The sequence below is a fragment of the Paenibacillus sp. EB106-05-06-XG162 genome (assembly GCF_058791655.1).
Genome location: NZ_JBYTDT010000002.1, coordinates 207517 through 227398 on the forward strand (window position 1 = coordinate 207517; position 19882 = coordinate 227398).

Below are 19882 nucleotides of genomic sequence, written 5' to 3' on the forward strand. Positions count from 1 at the left end.
ATGTGAAGATCGGCGTAATTATGGGAGGGCTATCCTCGGAACGGGAGATTTCACTCCTTACAGGGCAAGAAATGATGGCTAACCTCGACAAAGATAAACATGAGGTATATCCAATTGAGATCAACGGCAAGCGGGATCTGATTGACAAAACAGCAGGGCTGGATATTGCTTTGCTCGCCCTTCATGGGAAATACGGGGAGGACGGAACGGTCCAGGCAACGTTGGAATCGCTCGGTATTCCTTATACGGGAAGCGGTGTCCTAGCTAGCGGCGTATGCATGGATAAGGAGATGTCCAAGAAATTAATGCGCTGTGAGGGGCTTCACACCGGGGAGTCGGTCCAAGTGAGCCATATGGAGGAGCTGGAAGCAGCAGATGTTGATCGTCTAGGGTATCCGGTGGTCGTGAAGCCGAATTCGGGAGGCTCCAGCATTGGCATTCAGATTGTCGAGCATCCCGGAGCACTATCGGCAGCTGTGCAGGCCGCTCTGGAATGGGATGACTCTGTAATGATCGAGCAGTTCCTTGCAGGAGAGGAAATTACTTGTTCCATATTGAACGGTGAGCTGCTTCCAGTCATCTCTATTCGAGCCAATGCAGGAACTTTTTTTGACTATACATCTAAATACGAGGACGGCGGGGCTGACGAACGAGTCATTCAACTGCCGCAAGAGGTTCATGAGCGGGTTGAGGCTGCAGCGCTGTCTTGTTATCGGGCACTAAGATGCAGCGTGTACGCTCGCATCGACATGATTGTGAAAGACGGCTTCCCTTATATTCTTGAAGTGAATACGCTGCCTGGCCTGACGAAGAACAGCTTGCTACCCAAAAGCGCGGCAGCAGCCAATATTTCATTCCCTGAGCTATTAGAGCTTATTATGAAATATTCTTTGGTACAAAGAGATAGAAAGGAGTAGGACGATATGAACGGAACGAGTGCATTCTTGTCCCCATTGGCGCGTACGATGCCGCCGTCTGGGATTCGACAGTTTTTCAACGCAGTCAATGCAAATCCACGTGTGATCTCACTTGGCGTAGGAGAACCGGACTTCCGGACACCCAAGCACGCCAGAGAGGCATGCATGCGCATGCTGGAGGCGGAGAACATGACCTATACGCCGAACGAGGGGTTAATGGCACTTCGGGAGGCTATAGCCGACTATTTGTACGAAGGCTGGCGGTTGGCCTATGAGCCTTCTAAGGAAGTACTGATCACTGTTGGCGGCAGCGAGGCGATTGATCTAGCGCTTCGCGCATTGATCACTTCCGGCGACGAGGTTCTCGTTCCTGTTCCTAATTATGTTGTCTATACACCTATTGCCCTTCTGAATGGCGGAACGGTGGTCGAGATCCCGTTATCTGCCTCCAAAGGCTTCAAGCTGACGGCAGAAGCTTTGCGTCAAGCGATAACGCCGCGTTCCAAGGTGCTTGTGGTGAATTTTCCGAACAACCCGACCGGAGCTATTATGACGTATGACGATTGGCTGCCGATTGCCAAGCTTATTGAAGAGCATAATCTAATCGTATTATCCGATGAGATTTATGCCGAGCTCACCTATGAACAGAAGCATGTCAGTCTCGCTTCTCTTCCAGGAATGAAGGATCGTACGATTGTGATCAGTGGATTTTCCAAAGCCTTTGCAATGACGGGGTGGCGGATCGGCTACGCCTGCGGTCACTCTGATTTGATCGGTGCAATGACGAAGATACACCAATATACCGCGATATGCGCGCCAGTTCTTGGGCAGATCGCTGCTCTGGAATGCTTGCGTAGCTGTATGGAAGAGAAAGACAGGATGATTCAGTCCTACGATCAACGCAGACGCAAATTCGTTCAAGGGTTAAAAGATATCGGCCTGCCCTGTAAGGAACCGGAAGGAGCCTTATATGCTTTTCCCTCCATCGCTCATACGGGAATGAGCTCTCAACAGTTTGCGAAGAGATTGCTTGAGGAAGCTAAGGTTGCGGCTATTCCAGGAGATGTGTTCGGACCGGGTGGAGAAGGACATCTGCGCTGCTGCTACGCGGCCTCCTCCAGTCAATTAGCTGAGGCTTTGCAGCGTATGGATTATTTTCTGCGAAATCAGAGGAAGAATGGGTAAGTGATGGCGTACGGTAGCTTAATAAGCAACGTTGCTCCAGAAATAATGTCAAAAAGGGCTCTTGATCAAAAATGTATCACTGGTGCCTTTAGGTTGAATCTCAGTTGAATTATTTATCATTAGTTAGTAAAGTAATTTTTGTAAAAATCTGCAGATTTAATTACTTGACTTTTAGAATTAGTTAGTGATTTTGCTTGTTTACTATCATCAAGATCTTGCCCAACAATGACTTTCCATTGTCCGTTTAAATTTAATACGGGTACTTCCATTTGTGTTTCTTTCAAAGATTCAGTCTCAGCAAGTACAGTTGCATGGTATAGATCTTGTTCAACTTTTTCAAGGTTGATCGTTTCAAATTTAAAAACTTTCTCATTAAGAATTTCTAAATTTTCTTTGAATTGTTCTGGGTTTGGCCAACTAAGATCTAATGAGAGTTGAAATAGGCTTTCTACATCATGATTTTTTGCTGCAATTTCGTACTGATTAAGCACTGAACGTACTTTTGATATGAGCTGTGATTCGTCTAATTCTGCTTCTACTCCTTTAGCCACTACATTTGTACTCATTAGTTCACGAGAAGATTGAGAAAAATATATAGTTCCACATAAAACCATCACTATCGTCCCAACTGTTATAACTGTTTTCCTCCTCATATCATACCTCCTAAATTTTAACTTTAATTCATAATTTAGACGAGTATACCGTAAGAATTGTTGCTAAAGGAATATACCCCACCATACATAAATTGGTATAACATAGCTAAATCAACTAAATGGTGGTGGTGTGTGTGCTTTTCAAAAGAGCTGCATTTTGGTTTTCGCTAGTAAGCATTGCAATTTGCTTGCATAACTACTTAGGGTATGACAACAAAAATATTCTTCTGATCGGTTTAAATCCCGTTTTAAACTATATGGTCTACGTAGAGCCCTTTCGACACTGGATACTCAATTATGAGAGCGTACCGATGAATGGAGACAGTGCGGCAATTCAAGTCCTTTACCCTGCTTATATCATGCATTTCATTTCTTTCTTCCTAGTAGGGTTACTTATTGATGGTTTAGTCGGACTAAGAAACCGGAAAATTACGCGTAAAGTTGATAATTAACATGCCGACCTCATGCTTGCAATAGTTATATGATTCGTCTTTTTACAGGCAGTGGCAGGTCATTTAAATATTCGTACACTTCCAACCATTCTATTGTAAATCTCCCCCTTAATGCAAACTTATGTTCTCATATTGTAACATAAGTGGACAAGAGCAACAATATATACGAAAAGAGCGTATAAAAAAGACCGTTTGTGTCCCGTTAGCCATCCATGCATCGCTGCAATGCACCACAGAGCATGAAAGTTGACCCGTTTTTTCATGGTAGTTGAACACTATTTCTCTTCTAAACAATTTCCACACTCAAAATCAGTCCAAGAATTTAATAATTTTATTCCGCAAATCGTACATTTCCTTTCCCCCCTAAACGAACAACCTGTTTTATGGAACAAAACAACGCTTTTATCCCAATGAATATTATCTTCATGTGTCGGCGGATATATATCACCTTCTTCATCGACTGGAGGTGATGGTTCATTCCCTGATAAGAAACTCTTATCCAATATTTTGTAGCTAGAGACATATCACCTTTTTCCTCAAGCGAAACATTAAAGAACACATCTTTTTTTGGGCATAGCACGCGAATAAATTAAGAATGATATATGCAGAAAAACCCGGCAGCATGCTGCCGGGTTTCTTTGCTATCTTATTTTGCCGCGAGTACAGGTTTTGCTGCCGTCGGGATATCGCTCGCTTGGACTTCTTCCCAATGGGTCACGACATCAGCTTTGATCGTAACGGCGAGATAAGCATCCTTACGTAGTACTTTGTTTGCTGTAAATTCAAGATTCTTCTTTTTGCCGTCTTTATCGACGCCAGGCAGGTCATAGAGATATCGAGTATGTTCGCTGCCGTCCGAATCTTTATCAGTCTTTTCCTTATAGGAATCACCGACGATCGTGAAGTAATCATTACCTTTCAGGAAGGGATTGTGCTCGGGCGCATATTTCGATACGGCTGCAGCGCCTCCGAGCATCACGATGAAGATCACGGCAAGAACGGAAATGAATTTGGTCGATGTTTTCATAGTAGGAATCTCCCTTCTGACATTAAATGTATTGCTCTTGATTATTGTAACGATGCTGTGGCGGTTGTGGGCGCTCTTTGCGCACGAACATATAGACAATGATGCCGATAATAGGGAACCAGAACAGGACGGCTGTAATAATCCAAGCGACCGTGTTATCTTGATAACGTTCAGAAGCATCTCGGAAAGCCCAAATCATGAGTGCGATATGAATAACGAATAGAAATGCGGGAATAAGAAACAATGCTATACCTGCGAGAATAATAAGTGTGTGCATAGTGATCTTCCTTTCAAAATGGGATAAGTTAGCGCCATGTTTCGTGTGGATATGGTGCCAACATGTTGTCTCGTTGTGATGTATTAAGCTTACGATGGATTCAAATGTGGAACCATAGATTTAACTTTCATGATTCTTACATCTTTGTAATTTAGGCATGCTAAGTGATTGAACGGTCATTCAACTCGCGTAAATTTGATTAATAGAAATCGATTAGATATACTAAATATTAGATTGAACAACTGGTCAAATGGTTGAAAAAGAGAATATTTAGGGGAGGAAGAAACGTGAAGAGTATTATCCGTTTTTCGTTGAATAACAAATTCGCGATTTGGATCCTGACCATTATTGTCACGGTGGCAGGATTGTATGCGGGAATGACGATGAAGCAAGAGACGCTTCCGAATCTGGATCTGCCGGTACTACAGGTCATGACGGTGTATCCAGGCGCAGCGCCAGAAGAGGTCGTCGATAAAATATCGAAACCGCTCGAACAAAGGTTCAAAAATTTATCCGGTGTGAAAACCGTGACATCGACTTCGATGGAGAACGTGTCTGCCATCACGGTGGAATATGATTATGGACTGGATATGGAGAAGGCCGCCTCGGATATTCGCGAGGCAGCATCGACGGTAGCGTTGCCCGACGGGGCGCAAGATACATCGATTTCGCGAATAAGCATGAACACTTTCCCAGTCATTACGCTCAGTGTATCGGACGAATCTTTGTCGATGGAAGAGCTGACGAAGGTCATCGAGAACGAAGTGAAACCAAGCTTCGAGGGTCTGAATGGGGTCTCCGATGTTTCGATTGCTGGACAGCAGTTGAAGGAAGTACAGCTGACGTTTAATCAGGCCAAAATGAAGGAGCTCGGTCTTTCTGACGATACTGTAAAAGGGATTGTGCAAGGATCGGCACTCAATGTGCCGCTTGGTCTCTTCGAGATGGGCAAATCCCAAAAGACAATCGTTGTCGACGGGAATGTGCAAAGCTTGGATGATTTGAAGGCAATTCGTATTCCACTCATCCCAAGCGCAGCAGGAACACCAAGCGGAGCGCAAGGCGCACCGATGGGGGCAGGTAAAGCAGGAATGCCAGCCGGTGGCGCAGCGGGGAATACAGCAGTTGCAGGACAAATGCCTGCAGGCGGGGCGCAAGCAGGTGCTGGAGCAGCGGCAGGGATGCCTGCGGGCTTGCCGACTGTCGCCTTGAAGGATATTGCAGATATTCAATTGGTGAGCAAAGCTGAATCGATCTCTCGCACGAACGGCAAGGAATCGATCAGTATTCAAATTGTAAAAGCCGCGGATGCGAACACGGTTGAAGTCGTGAATGCCGTGAAGAAGCAGTCGGAAAAGTTCGAGCAAGATTATAAAGGGATGAAACTCGTTGTTATGCTCGATCAAGGGAAACCGATTGAGCAATCTGTATCCACGATGTTGAGTAAGGCTGCATTCGGTGCATTATTCGCGGTCATTATTATTTTGTTGTTCTTACGTAACTTCCGGACAACAATCATCTCTATCATTTCGATTCCATTGTCCTTGCTTATTGGGATACTCGTACTGCGTGAAATGGACATTACGCTGAATATGATGTCGCTAGGCGCCATGACGGTAGCCATCGGACGGGTCGTGGATGACTCGATTGTCGTTATTGAGAATATATACCGAAGAATGACGTTAAGCTCCGAGAAGCTTAAGGGTAAAGCATTGATCCTGGAAGCGACGAAAGAAATGTTCATGCCGATCATGTCTTCGACCATTGTAACGATTGCCGTATTCCTGCCATTAGCGCTTGTTAGCGGCATGGTTGGTGAGTTATTCATGCCATTCGCGCTCACGATGGTGTTCGCATTGCTTGCTTCCCTGCTCGTAGCGATTACGATCGTACCGATGCTGGGACATCAGATGTTCAAGAATGGCATCAAGAATGCGAAAAATCATGATGATAAGCCTGGCGTTTTGGGGAATTTCTACAAACGTGTGTTGACGTGGTGTTTGAACCATAAACTCATTACATTCGGCGCGGCGATTCTATTGCTTGTAGGCAGCTTGTTCTTAACCAAAGCGGTCGGTGTAAGCTTCTTGCCTGAACAAGAAGAGAAGATGGTCATGGTCACGTACTCCCCAGCACCGGGAGAACTCCGTGCAGATGTCGAGAAGCATGCGCTTGAAGCGGAGAAATTTATAATGAAGCGTGAAGGCGTCGAGAAGATACAATATTCGATTGGCTCTAGCGGCAATCCGATGATGAGTATGGGTGGCGGGTCTTCGAATTCCGCGTTGTTCTATGTGATTTACGATCCAAAGACGAAGAACTTCGCAGAGGAGCAGAAAGCACTCGTCGAAGGCATTAAGCAAGCGGCTCCGTCCGAGGGGCAGTGGAAGCAGATGGACATGGGTGCTGGCAGCTTTGGCGGCAGCAAGATGACCTTGACGGTATACGGGGATTCCCTAACCGACATTAAGCCAGCTGTTGAGAAGATTGAAGAGGTTATGAAAAAGGATAAGACCTTCGAAAAAGTCGAGTCAAGCATGAAGCAGACGTATGCGCAGTACACGCTTGTTGCTGATCAAGAGAAGCTCAGCAAGCTGGGATTGACGGCAGGGCAAGTTGCGATGAAGCTAAGTCCTGTTCGGGAACGTCCTGTGCTAACGACGATTGAGAACGAAGGCAAGGAATACAAAGTCTACGTTCAAGTAGACGAGAAGAAATATGCGAATATTGATGATATCAAAAATACGAAAATCACTTCCCCACTTGGTATGGAAGTACCGATCAAAGATGTTGTAGAAGTGAAGGAAGGCGAATCGCCGAACACAATTACACGCAAAGATGACCGGATGTTCGTCAGTGTCACAGCGGATATGACAACGGCGGATGTGTCCAAAGCATCTACGAATCTGAAGACGAGTATTGACGCACTGAACCTGCCTTCGACAGTTAAGGTTGAATTCGGCGGTGTAACGGAGCAAATTACAGAGACCTTTACTCAACTCGGTCTTGCGATGGCTGCAGCGATTGCGATTGTCTACTTCGTCCTTGTCGTGACATTTGGTGGCGCACTCGCTCCACTGGCGATCCTATTCTCCTTGCCGTTCGCGATCATTGGTGCACTTGTAGCGCTCTGGCTTGCAGGCGAGACCATCAGTGTATCCGCGATGATGGGCGCATTGATGCTCATTGGTATTGTCGTGACGAATGCGATCGTATTGCTCGACCGTGTTATTCATAAAGAGCGGGAAGGACTTACGACGCGTGAAGCGCTTCTCGAAGCAGCAGTGACTCGTCTTCGCCCGATCCTTATGACAGCACTTGCGACGATTGGTGCATTAATTCCGTTAGCGCTCGGATTTGAGGGTGCAGGGATTATCTCGAAAGGTCTTGGGGTAACGGTCATCGGCGGTCTGACAAGCTCGACGCTGCTCACCCTTGTGATCGTGCCAGTCGTGTATGAATTCTTAATGCGGTTCCGCAAAAAAGAACGCGAGGAAATGATCTAAGGAGACGTGTTCAAATTGAATTCAAAACGAGTGCTGATATTAGAAGCCGCGATGAAATGCTTCGCGCAGAAAGGATTTCATGCGACATCGATTCAAGAGATTGCGGACGTGCTCGGCATCGCTAAAGGCTCGCTGTACTTCTACTTCAAGTCTAAGGAAGATGTGCTGATCTCGGCCTTTGAACATTATTATGATCTCATGACACGCGAAATGTTGTCCGTGGCGAAGGATCAGAGCCTCTCGCCGCGGGATCGATTATCGAGACAATTGATGCTCCAGCTCGAGCAGATCATGCAGCATCAGGAATTCATCGTGATGATGATGAACGAGCAGGCGATTCAGATCAATGAAGAGATGCATCGATTCATGTTCAAGTCGAAGTCCATGACACTGTATTGGTTCTATGAAAGTATCGTGGAGATTTTCGGCGAAGCAGCAGAGCCGTATGCCATCGATGCTTCGACGATCTTCCAAGCGATTGTGGCCGATTATACGAGCTACATGCTGTTGTATCGTAAGAAATTCGAGCCTGAACGTCTGATCGCGTTCTTCATGGAGCGATTGGATGATGTGGTGCAAGGGATGATGAAGCAGGGTGGGAAGCCGATCCTGTCCATGGGCAACATGCGTAATTTTATGAAAATGGCGGAGGAAGGGCGAGGACAGTTGATCTCGCCCGTGGATCAAGCGTTAAATCAGTTACGACAGCTCGTAAGTGACATGCCAGGTACGTCGCCAGTACAGGCCGAACTCTTGGCTTGCTGCGATGTGCTGGATGAAGAGTGGGCCAAGCCGGAACCACAGCGGCTCATTATGAAAGGGCTGATCGCGTATCTGCGTACGTTCGAGCAGCCCGAACTGCTTCCGTGCCTCCATGCGCTGGAAATAGAACTGAAATAAATAGAAGAGGCGGTCCTAATCTCAAGGGCCGCCTCTTTTTTCTTCAATTTATTAGAAAAGAATGGTTAACCAATCACTTCGATATCATCTACCGATGATCCATAGACGGACCACCACGGTTTAGCGCCACGCTCGAGCTCAGCATTAAGCAGATCGATATTCTCTTTCCCTTTTGTTTGCAGCCAAGTGGCGAGCCCTGCTTCGCCGCCTTCACCATACGCAGCAACACCGTCGAACCAAGTGGCTCGGCCGCATAAGACGCCGCAGAAGTTCGCGCCTGCTGTGGCCGCGAATGCAACCGTCTCCCGGAAGAGTTCGGAGGTGACGCCGGCGCTAAGGTAGATGAACGGCACGGTCGCTAGATCGGAAGCTTCCTTGAAGTGCGCCGCTGCTTCAGCTTGCGTATAAGCAATCTCACCTTTCGCAAATCCTTCGACATAGTTGAAATTGACCGGAACTTCGAGCTTCAGCACGTCAATGGCATAACGAGGCTTCGTGAATTCTTTGATCGTCTCTTTAACTTTGGCCGGCTTCAATCTCGCGAATTCCAAGCTCTTGTCATCGGCAATGTCCGCATCATAGACGATCGGCTCTACGAACAGCGGGATATCGACGGCTTTGCACTCCGCGCCTACACGTTCTAGAAAGGCATGCTTTTGTTCGTTAATCTCAGCAGGTTCACTCGGATCGTAGTAGACTAATATTTTGACGGCATGCCCGCCATGTTCTTGAATTCGTAGCGCAGACAGATCTGCGATGAGGTCAGGCAATCGACCCGGTTCAGTAGCGTCGTAGCCTGTTTTCTCGTAAGACAAGAGGAGTCCAGCATCTGCAGCTTTGGTCTTGATTCCTTCGGAACCTGTCTCCAGATCGAGTAGAATCGCACTAACATAAGGAGTTAGCTCGCGAGAGACAGCTGCTTTGAAGGCATGGACTTGTTCGATCCGGTAATCGTCGCCTTTAACCTTCTGAATCATCTTCTTCATCGATCCCCGTTGGTCAATCGCTAAGGCGGCAATAATGCCTTGTTTATTGGATAATTGCTGTAATCCTTCGAATTTTCCGCGTTGCATTTGCATGGTTGTCACTCCTTATTTGTAGAATTCATATATGTGTAAATTTCAACATGAATCAACATTTTTTTCAAAGACATCGCGCATTTTCATCGCGCGTAAACTGGGATTATGATATGTTATAACTATGGATTTTATCCATAAATTCCCTCGTTTAGTCGTTGCTTGAACGGGAGGAAGGTACATAATACGTTGTTGGAGAGTTTAAGACATGAGAGGGGAATGAAGATGGGTTGTCCAAAGTGTGGCAGTGATCAAATCCAAATTATCTCGGAGACGGAGACGAAAGGTTTCGGTGCAGGGAAAGGGTGTCTTGGATTTTTGATACTCGGGCCAATTGGCTTTTTGTGTGGGCTATGCGGGATGGGGAAGAGCAAGTCGAAAGCATCCCGGATGTGTGTATCATGCGGAGCCAGATTTAAGTAATGGGACCGACCACTTTGTCACGAAAAGATGCGATTTGGCTGCGTCTTATGCGGATTGGCTGCCAATCCGGTTGTCATCAGCGAGCGGACCGCAGCTTTGCCTGGCAAGGTTATCAGTTCCCGATCTGCGCACGTTGTACGGGGGTTATTCTTGGTCAAATCGGTATGGTCATTCTTTTGCTGATGTCCGTTCGGATCACACTTGGTGTCAGCTTGATTGGCTTAGGTATTATGTTCATCGACTGGCTGCTTCAGCGGCTTAAGGTGAAGGAATCAAGCAATTGGCGGCGATTGATTACCGGAATACTAGGCGGATGCGGACTGATTGGATGTTATGCTTGGTTATTTACATGGATTCGAAGTTTATGGTAAGTCGAAAGAAGCGTTTTATCGTTCAAGTAAGGGACGATCGGAACGTTTCTTTTTTATTTTTAGAGGGTGAAAACATAAAATAATAAACTTTTTTACAGAGATTATTCCATTTCATGTCAGTGACTTTGGTCCTACAATAAGTTTACAAGATAGCGGGGGGGATATAACGATGAGCGAAGCGCTGCTGCGCATGGAAGGAATCGACAAGCATTTTCCAGGTGTACACGCCTTAGACCGATGTCAGTTTGAGCTATTGGCTGGTGAGGTGCATGCGCTTGTCGGGGAGAATGGAGCTGGCAAGTCGACGATGATGAAAATCGCGACAGGTGTTTATAAGAAGGATGCGGGACGCATTCTTTTCAAAGGACAGGAAGTGGACATTCCGGATACGCGGACCGCGCAGCAATTAGGGATTAGCATTATCCATCAAGAGCTGAATCTCATGCCGCATCTGACGGTGGCACAGAACATGTATATTGGTCGTGAACCGCGTTATCTCGGGTTGTTCGTTGATGATCAAGAGTTGAACCGACGCGTACAGGTGCTGCTCGATCAGATGAATGTGAAGATAGATCCGCGGATCAAAGTATCGGAATTGTCAGTTGCAAAGCAGCAAATGGTGGAGATTGCGAAGGCGCTGTCCTTTCAAGCAGAAGTCCTGATCATGGATGAGCCGACGGCAGCATTAACAGACTCGGAAATTCAGGAGCTGTTCCGTATGATTGAGCAATTGCGCCAGAAAGGCGTTGGTATTGTATATATATCGCACCGAATGGAAGAGCTTAAGCAGATTACAGACCGAATTACGGTCATGCGAGATGGCTGTTATGTGGATACCGTCCTCACGGAATCAGTAACGATCGATCAGATCATTAGCATGATGGTAGGTCGCGAGCTCTTTAACAAGGCACAGATTGAAGCAACTTCTTCGGATGCCGAGATGGTGCTCGAAGTGGAGGGGATTTCTCGTGGTAAGGAGCTTAAGGATATCCATTTCCATGTGAGAAAAGGAGAAATTGTCGGGTTCGCTGGACTCATGGGCGCAGGTCGAACCGAGGTCGCACGTGCGATATTCGGAGCGGATCCCGTGGATCAAGGGAAGATTCGCATGCAAGGTCAGCAGGTGCGCATACGAAATCCGCATGATGCAGTTAGACACGGGATCGGTTATTTGTCCGAAGACCGCAAGCGATACGGGCTGCTCGTGGATATGGATGTACGAGAGAATATCGCGATCTCGAACTATGCCAGATTCAGACGGCTTGGTTGGATGCGAACGAAGGAGATGCATCGCAACGCAGAGTTCTATACCGAGGCCTTATCCATTAAGACCCCGGGTGTACATCAGACCGTGAAGTTCCTCTCTGGCGGCAATCAGCAGAAGGTCGTTATTGGGAAATGGCTGACACGAGATTGCCAGGTGCTTATCTTCGATGAACCGACGCGCGGGATTGATGTTGGTGCTAAAGCTGAAATCTACAAGCTATTAGAACAGTTGGCAAGTGAAGGGAAGTCGATCATTATGATCTCTTCGGAGCTGCCGGAGATTCTGCGGATGAGCCATCGTGTGATCGTCATGTGTGAGGGACGGATTACCGGTGAGTTGAGTAGAGAAGAGGCGACGCAGGAAGAGATTATGCGGCTGGCTACGATGCGAATCAGTGGATAGAGAAGGATAACGGGAAGGGGTTCATGTTATGAAGGGTACTACCATTGTAGAGAAACAGCCAGTTCAGACGCACCAGAAGAAGGCTGTCGCAGGGTCTGGTGCGAAGCAGAAGATTCTAGCCTTCGCCAGCTTGATTGTATTGATTGTCTTCTTCTCTTTATCGTCTAGCAATTTCTTCGTCTTCGATAATCTGGTAGGGATCATGCTATCTACGGCCGTCATTGGCGTGCTCGCGCTCGGTTCCACCTTCGTTATTATCACCGGAGGGATTGATCTCTCGGTTGGTACGGTCATGACGTTCTCGTCGGTCATGGCAGGTGTGATCATTAATTTCTGGCATGTATCGCTGCCTCTCGGTGTTATTGGGGGGATTCTAGCGGGAGCGTTGTGCGGATTAACGAGTGGCCTCATGGTTGCGAAGATGAAGATTCCGCCGTTCATCGCGACACTTGCCATGATGATGATTACGAAGGGATTATCCCTTGTCATTTCGGGAACCAAGCCGATCTACTTCAATGATTATCCGAATTTCGCCAAAATTTCGATGGGGAAGCTGATTCCAGGCATTCCGAATGCGATTCTGATCTTCCTAGGGCTGGGCGTGCTCGCGAGCATTATTCTCACGAAAACTTTAATTGGTCGTTATACCTTTGCGCTCGGCAGTAATGAAGAGGCAACACGCTTATCCGGCGTGAATACCGTTCGTTGGAAAATCGTGATTTATACGATGACAGGGGTATTCAGTGGCATTGCAGGTATCTTGATGGCATCACGTCTCAATTCCGCTCAGCCTGCACTCGGCAGCGGCTATGAGCTCGATGCGATTGCAGCGGTCGTGATTGGCGGCACTTCCCTGAGCGGCGGCGCCGGTTCGATTCTGGGTACCGTCATCGGTGCGTTGATCATGAGTGTATTGACGAATGGGCTGCGTATTCTCTCAGTTGCACCGGAGTGGCAGACGGTGATAGTTGGGTTTGTCATTATTCTTGCGGTGTATGCGGATATTCTTCGCCGACGTAAACGGTAAGCTGGGTAAGGTATCTTCTCTGCGGTGCAGAGTGATATAGGAACATGATAATAATTGAGGGGGAAACGAGCATGAAACGGAAACAATGGTTCATCCTGCTGGCGATGATGTTGTCTTTGACAACTGTACTAGGCGCTTGTTCAAGTGGAGACAAAGGGGACGGTAAGACATACATTCCAGTCATCTCGAAAGGGTTCCAACATCAATTCTGGCAAGCGGTGAAGAGCGGTGCGGAGAAAGCGGCGAAGGAATTCGACGTGAAAATTACCTTCGAAGGCCCGGAGACCGAATCGCAGGTCGACAAACAAATTGAAATGCTGCAGACGGCATTAGATAAGAAACCAAGTGCCATCGCGTTCGCGGCGCTGGATAGCAAAGCGGCATTACCGCTGCTGGAGAAAGCGAAATCGAACAATATCCCGGTCATTGGCTTTGACTCCGGGGTGGATAGCGATATCCCGGTCGCTACAGCTGCGACGGACAACGTGAAGGCGGCTGCGCTCGCAGCAGATAAGATGGCTGAATTCATCGGAAGCTCCGGCGAAGTCGCGTTGATCGTCCATGACCAGACGAGCCGCACGGGCATCGATCGTCGCGATGGCTTCAAGAATCAGATCGAATCGAAATATCCCAATATTAAAATCGTCGATATCCAATACGGCGGTGGGGACCAGTTGAAGTCGACCGACCTCGCGAAGGCAATTATGCAGGCGCATCCGAACCTTAAAGGCTTCTTCGGTGCCAATGAGGGCTCTGCAATTGGGGTTGTCAATGCCGTGAACGAGCTGAAGAAAAATGGCCAGATTACGATTATCGGTTATGACTCCGGGAAGCAGCAGACGGATGCTGTACGTAGCGGAACCATGGCAGGAGCCATCACACAAGATCCAATCGGTATTGGTTACTGGTCCGTTAAAGCCGCTGTCATGGCGATAAAAGGTGAAGCAGTAGACAAAAACATCGATACCGGCTTCCACTGGTATGACAAGAACAACATCGATTCCGATGAGATCAAACCGCTGCTGTACGATTAATCGAATCCGAATACATCCGAACAAATTAGAGGTTGCCCATCGGGGCAGCCTCTATTATGCTATTGCTAAGATATGACCAATCCGAGAGCAGAGGGGGCACGTCATGTATCGAATCATCTTGGTGGACGATGAAGATGAAGTTCGCGAAGGCATTAAGCGAAAGACCGATTGGCAGGCTTGCGGATTTGAATTCATTGGTGATTATGATAATGGAAGAGACGCACTTGCGGCGATTGAGCAGCAAAGACCGGATGTCATTATTACGGACATTTGCATGCCATTTATGGATGGTCTGGAGCTGACGCGCGAGGTATTCGAGCGTTATCGAGATGTCAAAGTCGTGATTGTCACCGGCTATGAAGATTTCGATTATGCGAAGCAGGCCCTTCAGCTAAAAGTGAATGACTATTTGCTTAAGCCGATTAATTCGAAGGAATTCAATGAATTTCTAGGTAAGATGAAGCAGGAGCTTGATATTGAATGTAAGCAGCGAGAAGATCTGAGCGCACTACGAATCCAATTGAATCAGAGCTTTCCGCTGCTGCGGGAACGGTTCTTGGAGAGTCTTACGGCATCCCGGATGAAGCGAGAGGTGTTCGAGCCGAAGCTTCAGCATTTTCAGATTACCTTGCCCGGTCCGACCTATATCGCATTGGTAGGTGAACTGGATACGAAGGTGAGCGATAACAAAGGCGATGATGCGCTGCTCCGGTTCGCGGCATTTAATATCATGCAAGAGCAGCTCGAGCAAGAAAATGGCGGAGTCGTCTTCCAGACACGGGATGATAAAATTGCAGCCATCCTGTCCGGACCCCTTGAAGAGTTGGAAGTGAAAGCACAGCTCTGGTCAGAGCAAGTCCGCAGCAGTATTGAACGGTACTTGAAGCTGACGCTCACGATTGGGATCGGGCGTAAATGTACAGATCTCGCTGAGATTTCAAAATCATTTCAGGAAGCGCTATCATCGCTTGATTACCGTTTCTTGCTCGGCAAGGATAAGGTTATCTCGATTCAGGATCTAGAATATGGCAATGGGTGGGATCACACAAGGTATACAGCTTGGGAGAAAAATATGCTCGCAGCGATGAAAACAGGTAAGAGTCATGTTGTCTCTGGGGTGCTTCGTGATTGGTTCGATGAACTGAAGAGCTTCTCCTGTCCGATAGATCAATGCCGGAGCACGATTTATCAGCTGCTGGTCTCCCTTATGAACTTCGTGGCAGACATCGGATTCGAGTTATCGACGATGCTGCAGGGCGATCCTTTCGCTCAAGTGAAACATTTCCGAACGCTCGACGAGGCACGGACTTATCTGGAAGAACTGTGCCACAACATGATTCAGCAGTTATCTGAGCAGCGTTCTACGATGGCGAGCTCCCAGATGCAGTTGGCCGAAGCCTATATTCGAGAGCAGTATGGGGATGAGAATTTCTCGCTTAATCAATTATGCAATCATATCTTCATGAGTATCAGCTACTTCAGCGCTACCTTTAAACAGCATACCGGCGAGACCTTTGTGGAGTATTTGACCCGTGTGCGGCTTGAGAAAGCCAAAGAATTGCTCACCATTACCAACTTGAAAACCTATGAAATCGCAGCCCGCGTCGGGTATGGCGATCCGCAATACTTCAGCGTTATCTTCAAGCGGAATATGGGAATGACGCCGAAGGAATTCAGACAAACGAACAAAGGGAGCGGCGTCGTATGAACGGCTGGAATCCGCTCAGACACCACAGCATTCACACGCATATTGCCATAGCATTTTCCTGCCTCATTTTATGTACCACGGCGCTCCTCAGCTATAGCACCTACAAGCTCTCCTCAGACGCCGTGACCCACAACTCCTTAGAATACACCTCTCAGCTTATTGAACAAGTCAAAGTGAACATTCAGACCTACATCAGCAATATGGAGAGTATCGCTGCGCTGGCGATGCGAAGCAACGATTTGCAGCGGTATCTTAAGCAGAACGAGCCTGCCTTTGTGAAGCCTTTAATGAAGAAACAGGTGAGCCAGTATTTCAATTCGATTGTCACCTCCAGAGATGATATCTCTTCGATCCTGTTTATTAGCGATAGAGGCGATGAGATCGTATCGAACCGCGAGCATGCTGATTTCAATTCGATTGCACAGATCAAGGAGCAGGACTGGTATAAAAAGGTCATTGGGACAGATCAGGCCTATATCTCTTCATCGCATGTGCAGCGTATTTTTCGTGATGAGTATCGATGGGTTGTATCGATCAGCAGAGAGCTGCCTGCTACAGATGACACGATCGGCGGTGTCTTGCTTGTCGATCTGAATTACAAGCTGATTAATAACCTCTGTAAGCAGATCGAGCTCGGGAAACGCGGGTATGTCTTTATCGTGGATCCGACGGGCGATCTCGTCTATCATCCACAGCAGCAGCTCGTCTATTCGCAGCTCAAGTCGGAACAGCTGGATAAGGTATTACAGACGTGGAATGGCTCGATGACGTTGGGGGAGGGGAGTGACAAGAAAATCTATACCGTAGATACGACGAGTTTTGGTTGGAAAATTGTCAGTGTCACCTACCCGGATGAGCTCGTCGGGAACAAGCGGCAAATTCAGTATACTTCGGCACTATGGGGGATCATCTGTCTCATTGCGGCGCTCGCCATCTCCATTGTGCTCTCCTATGCTCTCACGAAGCCGCTGAAGAAGCTCGAGATGAACATGAAGCTCGCAGAACGAGGAGATTTCGATATTCGGGTCGAGATTGATAACACGAACGAGATTGGCAAGCTGGCGCGAACCTTTAATATTATGATCAGTAAGATCAAGGAGTTGATGAACCAGGTTGTCGAGGAGCAGGAAATGAAGCGGGTGAGTGAATTGAAAGCGCTTCAAGCACAAATACAGCCGCATTTCCTGTATAACACATTGGATTCGATCATTTGGATGGCCGAGATGGGCAAGATGGAGGAAGTCGTGGATATGACTTCGGCATTGTCCAAGCTGCTTCGCTCGACGATCAGCAAGGGGGATGAACTCATTCCGATCTCCGTCGAGCTGGAGCATATACATAATTATTTGACCATTCAGATGATGAGGTATCGCAAAAAGTTCACCTATTCGATTGAAGTCGACGAGGACATTGGCAACTGCCAGATTCTGAAGCTCGTGCTTCAGCCGATTGTTGAGAATGCGATTTATCATGGAATGAAGCATAAGCCAGAGTCAGGACATATCCGAATCACCGGTAAAAGAGTAGATGATGACATCGAGTTGCAAGTATTCGATGACGGCATTGGAATGGATTCGGAGCAAGCACGAACATTACTGGAACGTAAAGTGGAGAGTAAGAGCGGAAATGGTGTTGGGGTTGTAAATGTGGATCACCGGGTCAAGCTGAATTTTGGAGCAGCTTACGGGCTCAGGTTCGAGAGTGAACTGGAAGAGGGGATGATCGTAACTTTACGGATTCCCCTGCTGCGATTGGAGGGTGAAGCATGAGAAGGGGATGGACACGCATCAGGCTCATCTCGGTTGTGCTCCTCGGAGTTATCGCCATGGGCTGGGTCGGATTCCGTATTGTATCGCATGAACTTGGCTCGGGACAGAAGACAATTATTTACGTGCCGAAGGCAATCGACCCGACGATTGAGTTCTGGCAGGTGATGCGCCAAGGTGTGGCTAGCGCCGCGAAGGAATTTGATGCTGAGATCGAAGTGATGGGGACGAGAGCGGAAGTGGATGTGGATGAACAGATTGCGCTGCTGCAAGAAGCGATCAAGAAGAAGCCGAAAGCCATTATTCTGGCTGCGACAGACTATAATCGAATTGTTCCCGTTGCGAAGGAAATTGTGGCTGCTGGCATTACACTCATTACGGTCGACTCAGGTCTCAATGGCGGGATCTCGAAGAGCTTCATCGGAACGGATAATACCGATGCGGGCAGGCGGACGGCAGAAATCTTGCGTACGCATGTGGATTCGCATGCGGAGATTGCGGTGATTAATTTCGTCAAGGAATCGGCTACGGCAATGGAGCGAGAGAGCGGGGCGCTTGAGATTCTGCACCGATACGGGAACTACACCCTGCTCGGCCCGTACTACAGCAATGGATCCGTTCAGACCTCTTATGATATTGCGAAGTCGCTGCTCAAGACGAAGCCGAACTTGAGGGCGATTATCGGATTGAACGAACCGACCACGTTCGGCATTGGCAAAGCGATTCAAGATCTGAAGATGCAATCACAGGTCGTTGCTGTCGGCATCGATAGCTCGATGGGTGAGATTCGGATGCTAGAGGACGGCGTACTGCTGGCGACGGTCATTCAGAAGCCTTTCAACATGGGGTATTCTGCCGTAAAGACGGCGGTTGAGGCTATCGATGGGAAACGTGTGAGTCCGCGAATCGATACGGGCTCGAAGGTGATTACCAAGGAAAATATGTATTCGAGCGAAAATCAGAAGCTGTTGTTTCCGTTTGTAGAATAGATGGAACCCGGTCTGTGAAGGCCTGGGAGATACCACGAAAGAGGTTTTCTCATATCGGACATTGATATATTATAGACATTTTGTTATCATATCTATATAAATTACAAACGTTATTAGGATGTGTTTATGTGAGTGAAGTGAATGAATTGTTCTGGAGCGCTACTGTTGAACAATTGAAGCAAGGTTATGTCTATGATGCAGCTCAGGATCAATATATATGTCTTGTATGTGGTGAAGCATTCACCACCGGAATTATCTATACCGATGAAGGTGTCATGTATGAAGCGAAGAAATTTGCTCAAGTGCATGTTGCGCGGCAACATGATTCCATGTTCGACGTCTTGATCGGCATGGATAAGAAGCTGACGGGACTTACCGATCTTCAGAAAGATTTGGTACAGCGCTTCTACGACGGCATGAACGATAATGAAATCGTCAAAGAGCAGGGCGGCAGTGCTTCGACGATTCGCAACCACCGCTTCTCGATGCGAGAGAAGATGAAGCAAGCCCGTATCTTCCTCGCGATTATGGAGTTGGCGGAGGGGAAGGGCGGCGCAGAGCGGCCCAAATTCATGGCGGTGCCGCGTACGGCGACGAGCCTGGATGAGCGGTATGCCATTACGGAGCAAGAACATGAGTCTATCATTAATAAGTATTTTCCAGACGGTACAGATGGCAGACTCACAGAGTTCCCGCGTAAGGAAAAACGCAAGATGTCGATTCTAATGCATCTCATGCAGCGGTTCGAACGGAATCGCAAATATACGGAGCACGAAGTGAATGAAGTGCTGAAGACAGCAAGTGACGACTTCGTTACGCTGCGCAGATACCTCATCGAATACAGCTTCTTAGATCGTCTTGAAGATGGGAGCTCCTATTGGGTGAAGGTTCAATAAAGCTGG

16 protein-coding genes are annotated in these 19882 nt (G+C 47.6%); 12 read left to right on the forward strand and 4 right to left on the reverse strand.

Translation table 11 applies throughout. The features are described 5' to 3' along the window. Positions 1-2 precede the first annotated feature (2 nt). Together AC3WU2_RS06790 and AC3WU2_RS06795 are read left to right on the forward strand one after the other, a co-directional pair. The gene (locus AC3WU2_RS06790; RefSeq protein WP_492452574.1) at positions 3-917 is read left to right on the forward strand and encodes a D-alanine--D-alanine ligase; all 915 of its coding nucleotides are present in this window, start codon (positions 3-5) and stop codon (positions 915-917) included. 6 nt (positions 918-923) lie between these two features. Then, positions 924-2102 carry a pyridoxal phosphate-dependent aminotransferase gene (locus AC3WU2_RS06795; RefSeq protein WP_492452576.1) on the forward strand — a complete coding sequence of 393 codons (1179 nt, stop codon included), beginning with the start codon at positions 924-926 and terminating at the stop codon, positions 2100-2102. Between the two features lie 119 nt (positions 2103-2221). Here AC3WU2_RS06795 and AC3WU2_RS06800 read toward each other — a convergent pair whose 3' ends face one another. The 3 genes from AC3WU2_RS06800 to AC3WU2_RS06810 form a co-directional block, all read right to left on the reverse strand. Then, positions 2222-2755, reverse strand: coding sequence for a hypothetical protein (locus AC3WU2_RS06800; protein WP_492452578.1), 534 nt, complete (start codon positions 2753-2755; stop codon positions 2222-2224). Between the two features lie 1098 nt (positions 2756-3853). Then, the gene (locus AC3WU2_RS06805; RefSeq protein ID WP_492452580.1) at positions 3854-4234 is read right to left on the reverse strand and encodes a YxeA family protein; all 381 of its coding nucleotides are present in this window, start codon (positions 4232-4234) and stop codon (positions 3854-3856) included. A gap of 22 nt (positions 4235-4256) precedes the next feature. Next, on the reverse strand, positions 4257-4511 hold the full coding sequence (locus tag AC3WU2_RS06810) for a hypothetical protein (RefSeq protein WP_492452582.1): 255 nt from the start codon (positions 4509-4511) through the stop codon (positions 4257-4259). A 287-nt stretch (positions 4512-4798) separates the two neighbouring features. On the opposite strand from AC3WU2_RS06810, the gene AC3WU2_RS06815 reads away from it, so the two are divergent. Then, the gene (locus tag AC3WU2_RS06815; protein ID WP_492452584.1) at positions 4799-8017 is read left to right on the forward strand and encodes an efflux RND transporter permease subunit; all 3219 of its coding nucleotides are present in this window, start codon (positions 4799-4801) and stop codon (positions 8015-8017) included. Between the two features lie 15 nt (positions 8018-8032). After that, positions 8033-8917, forward strand: a complete 885-nt coding sequence (locus AC3WU2_RS06820; RefSeq protein ID WP_492452586.1) for a TetR/AcrR family transcriptional regulator — start codon at positions 8033-8035, stop codon at positions 8915-8917. Between the two features lie 65 nt (positions 8918-8982). Here the strand turns inward: AC3WU2_RS06820 and AC3WU2_RS06825 are convergent, their stop codons facing one another. Continuing rightward, positions 8983-9996, reverse strand: a complete 1014-nt coding sequence (locus tag AC3WU2_RS06825; RefSeq protein ID WP_492452588.1) for a tagatose 1,6-diphosphate aldolase — start codon at positions 9994-9996, stop codon at positions 8983-8985. A gap of 434 nt (positions 9997-10430) precedes the next feature. On the opposite strand from AC3WU2_RS06825, the gene AC3WU2_RS06830 reads away from it, so the two are divergent. The 8 genes from AC3WU2_RS06830 to AC3WU2_RS06865 all read left to right on the forward strand — a co-directional run bounded on the left by AC3WU2_RS06830 (position 10431) and on the right by AC3WU2_RS06865 (position 19876). Then, a complete protein-coding gene (locus AC3WU2_RS06830; protein WP_492452590.1) occupies positions 10431-10787 on the forward strand; it encodes a DUF2085 domain-containing protein in 357 nt (118 codons plus the stop codon). Positions 10788-10956: 169 nt separating this feature from the next. Beyond that, positions 10957-12456: a sugar ABC transporter ATP-binding protein gene (locus AC3WU2_RS06835; RefSeq protein ID WP_492452592.1), complete on the forward strand. Its 1500-nt coding sequence runs from the start codon at positions 10957-10959 to the stop codon at positions 12454-12456. A 28-nt stretch (positions 12457-12484) separates the two neighbouring features. Next, complete coding sequence (locus AC3WU2_RS06840) at positions 12485-13483, forward strand: ABC transporter permease (protein WP_492452594.1); 999 nt, start codon at positions 12485-12487, stop codon at positions 13481-13483. A 71-nt stretch (positions 13484-13554) separates the two neighbouring features. Then, positions 13555-14517 (forward strand): ABC transporter substrate-binding protein, encoded by a 963-nt coding sequence (locus AC3WU2_RS06845; RefSeq protein WP_492452597.1) that lies wholly within the window; start codon positions 13555-13557, stop codon positions 14515-14517. A gap of 103 nt (positions 14518-14620) precedes the next feature. Beyond that, complete coding sequence (locus AC3WU2_RS06850; RefSeq protein ID WP_492452599.1) at positions 14621-16225, forward strand: response regulator; 1605 nt, start codon at positions 14621-14623, stop codon at positions 16223-16225. Further along, complete coding sequence (locus tag AC3WU2_RS06855; protein ID WP_492452601.1) at positions 16222-17994, forward strand: histidine kinase; 1773 nt, start codon at positions 16222-16224, stop codon at positions 17992-17994. Before AC3WU2_RS06850 ends, AC3WU2_RS06855 begins: the two co-directional genes overlap by 4 nt. After that, positions 17991-18980: a substrate-binding domain-containing protein gene (locus AC3WU2_RS06860; RefSeq protein ID WP_492452603.1), complete on the forward strand. Its 990-nt coding sequence runs from the start codon at positions 17991-17993 to the stop codon at positions 18978-18980. Before AC3WU2_RS06855 ends, AC3WU2_RS06860 begins: the two co-directional genes overlap by 4 nt. 128 nt (positions 18981-19108) lie before the next feature. Next, a complete protein-coding gene (locus tag AC3WU2_RS06865) occupies positions 19109-19876 on the forward strand; it encodes a DUF2087 domain-containing protein (protein ID WP_492452606.1) in 768 nt (255 codons plus the stop codon). Positions 19877-19882: the final 6 nt, after the last annotated feature.

What these genes read in the sequence shown, in the direction of transcription:
- AC3WU2_RS06795 (WP_492452576.1), top strand. Translation starts at nt 924, where the DNA reads ATGAACGGAACGAGTGCATTCTTGTCCCCATTGGCGCGTACGATGCCG.
- AC3WU2_RS06800 (WP_492452578.1), bottom strand. Translation starts at nt 2,755, where the DNA reads ATGAGGAGGAAAACAGTTATAACAGTTGGGACGATAGTGATGGTTTTA.
- AC3WU2_RS06805 (WP_492452580.1), bottom strand. Translation starts at nt 4,234, where the DNA reads ATGAAAACATCGACCAAATTCATTTCCGTTCTTGCCGTGATCTTCATC.
- AC3WU2_RS06810 (WP_492452582.1), bottom strand. Translation starts at nt 4,511, where the DNA reads ATGCACACACTTATTATTCTCGCAGGTATAGCATTGTTTCTTATTCCC.
- AC3WU2_RS06825 (WP_492452588.1), bottom strand. Translation starts at nt 9,996, where the DNA reads ATGCAAATGCAACGCGGAAAATTCGAAGGATTACAGCAATTATCCAAT.
- AC3WU2_RS06835 (WP_492452592.1), top strand. Translation starts at nt 10,957, where the DNA reads ATGAGCGAAGCGCTGCTGCGCATGGAAGGAATCGACAAGCATTTTCCA.
- AC3WU2_RS06840 (WP_492452594.1), top strand. Translation starts at nt 12,485, where the DNA reads ATGAAGGGTACTACCATTGTAGAGAAACAGCCAGTTCAGACGCACCAG.
- AC3WU2_RS06845 (WP_492452597.1), top strand. Translation starts at nt 13,555, where the DNA reads ATGAAACGGAAACAATGGTTCATCCTGCTGGCGATGATGTTGTCTTTG.
- AC3WU2_RS06850 (WP_492452599.1), top strand. Translation starts at nt 14,621, where the DNA reads ATGTATCGAATCATCTTGGTGGACGATGAAGATGAAGTTCGCGAAGGC.
- AC3WU2_RS06855 (WP_492452601.1), top strand. Translation starts at nt 16,222, where the DNA reads ATGAACGGCTGGAATCCGCTCAGACACCACAGCATTCACACGCATATT.
- AC3WU2_RS06860 (WP_492452603.1), top strand. Translation starts at nt 17,991, where the DNA reads ATGAGAAGGGGATGGACACGCATCAGGCTCATCTCGGTTGTGCTCCTC.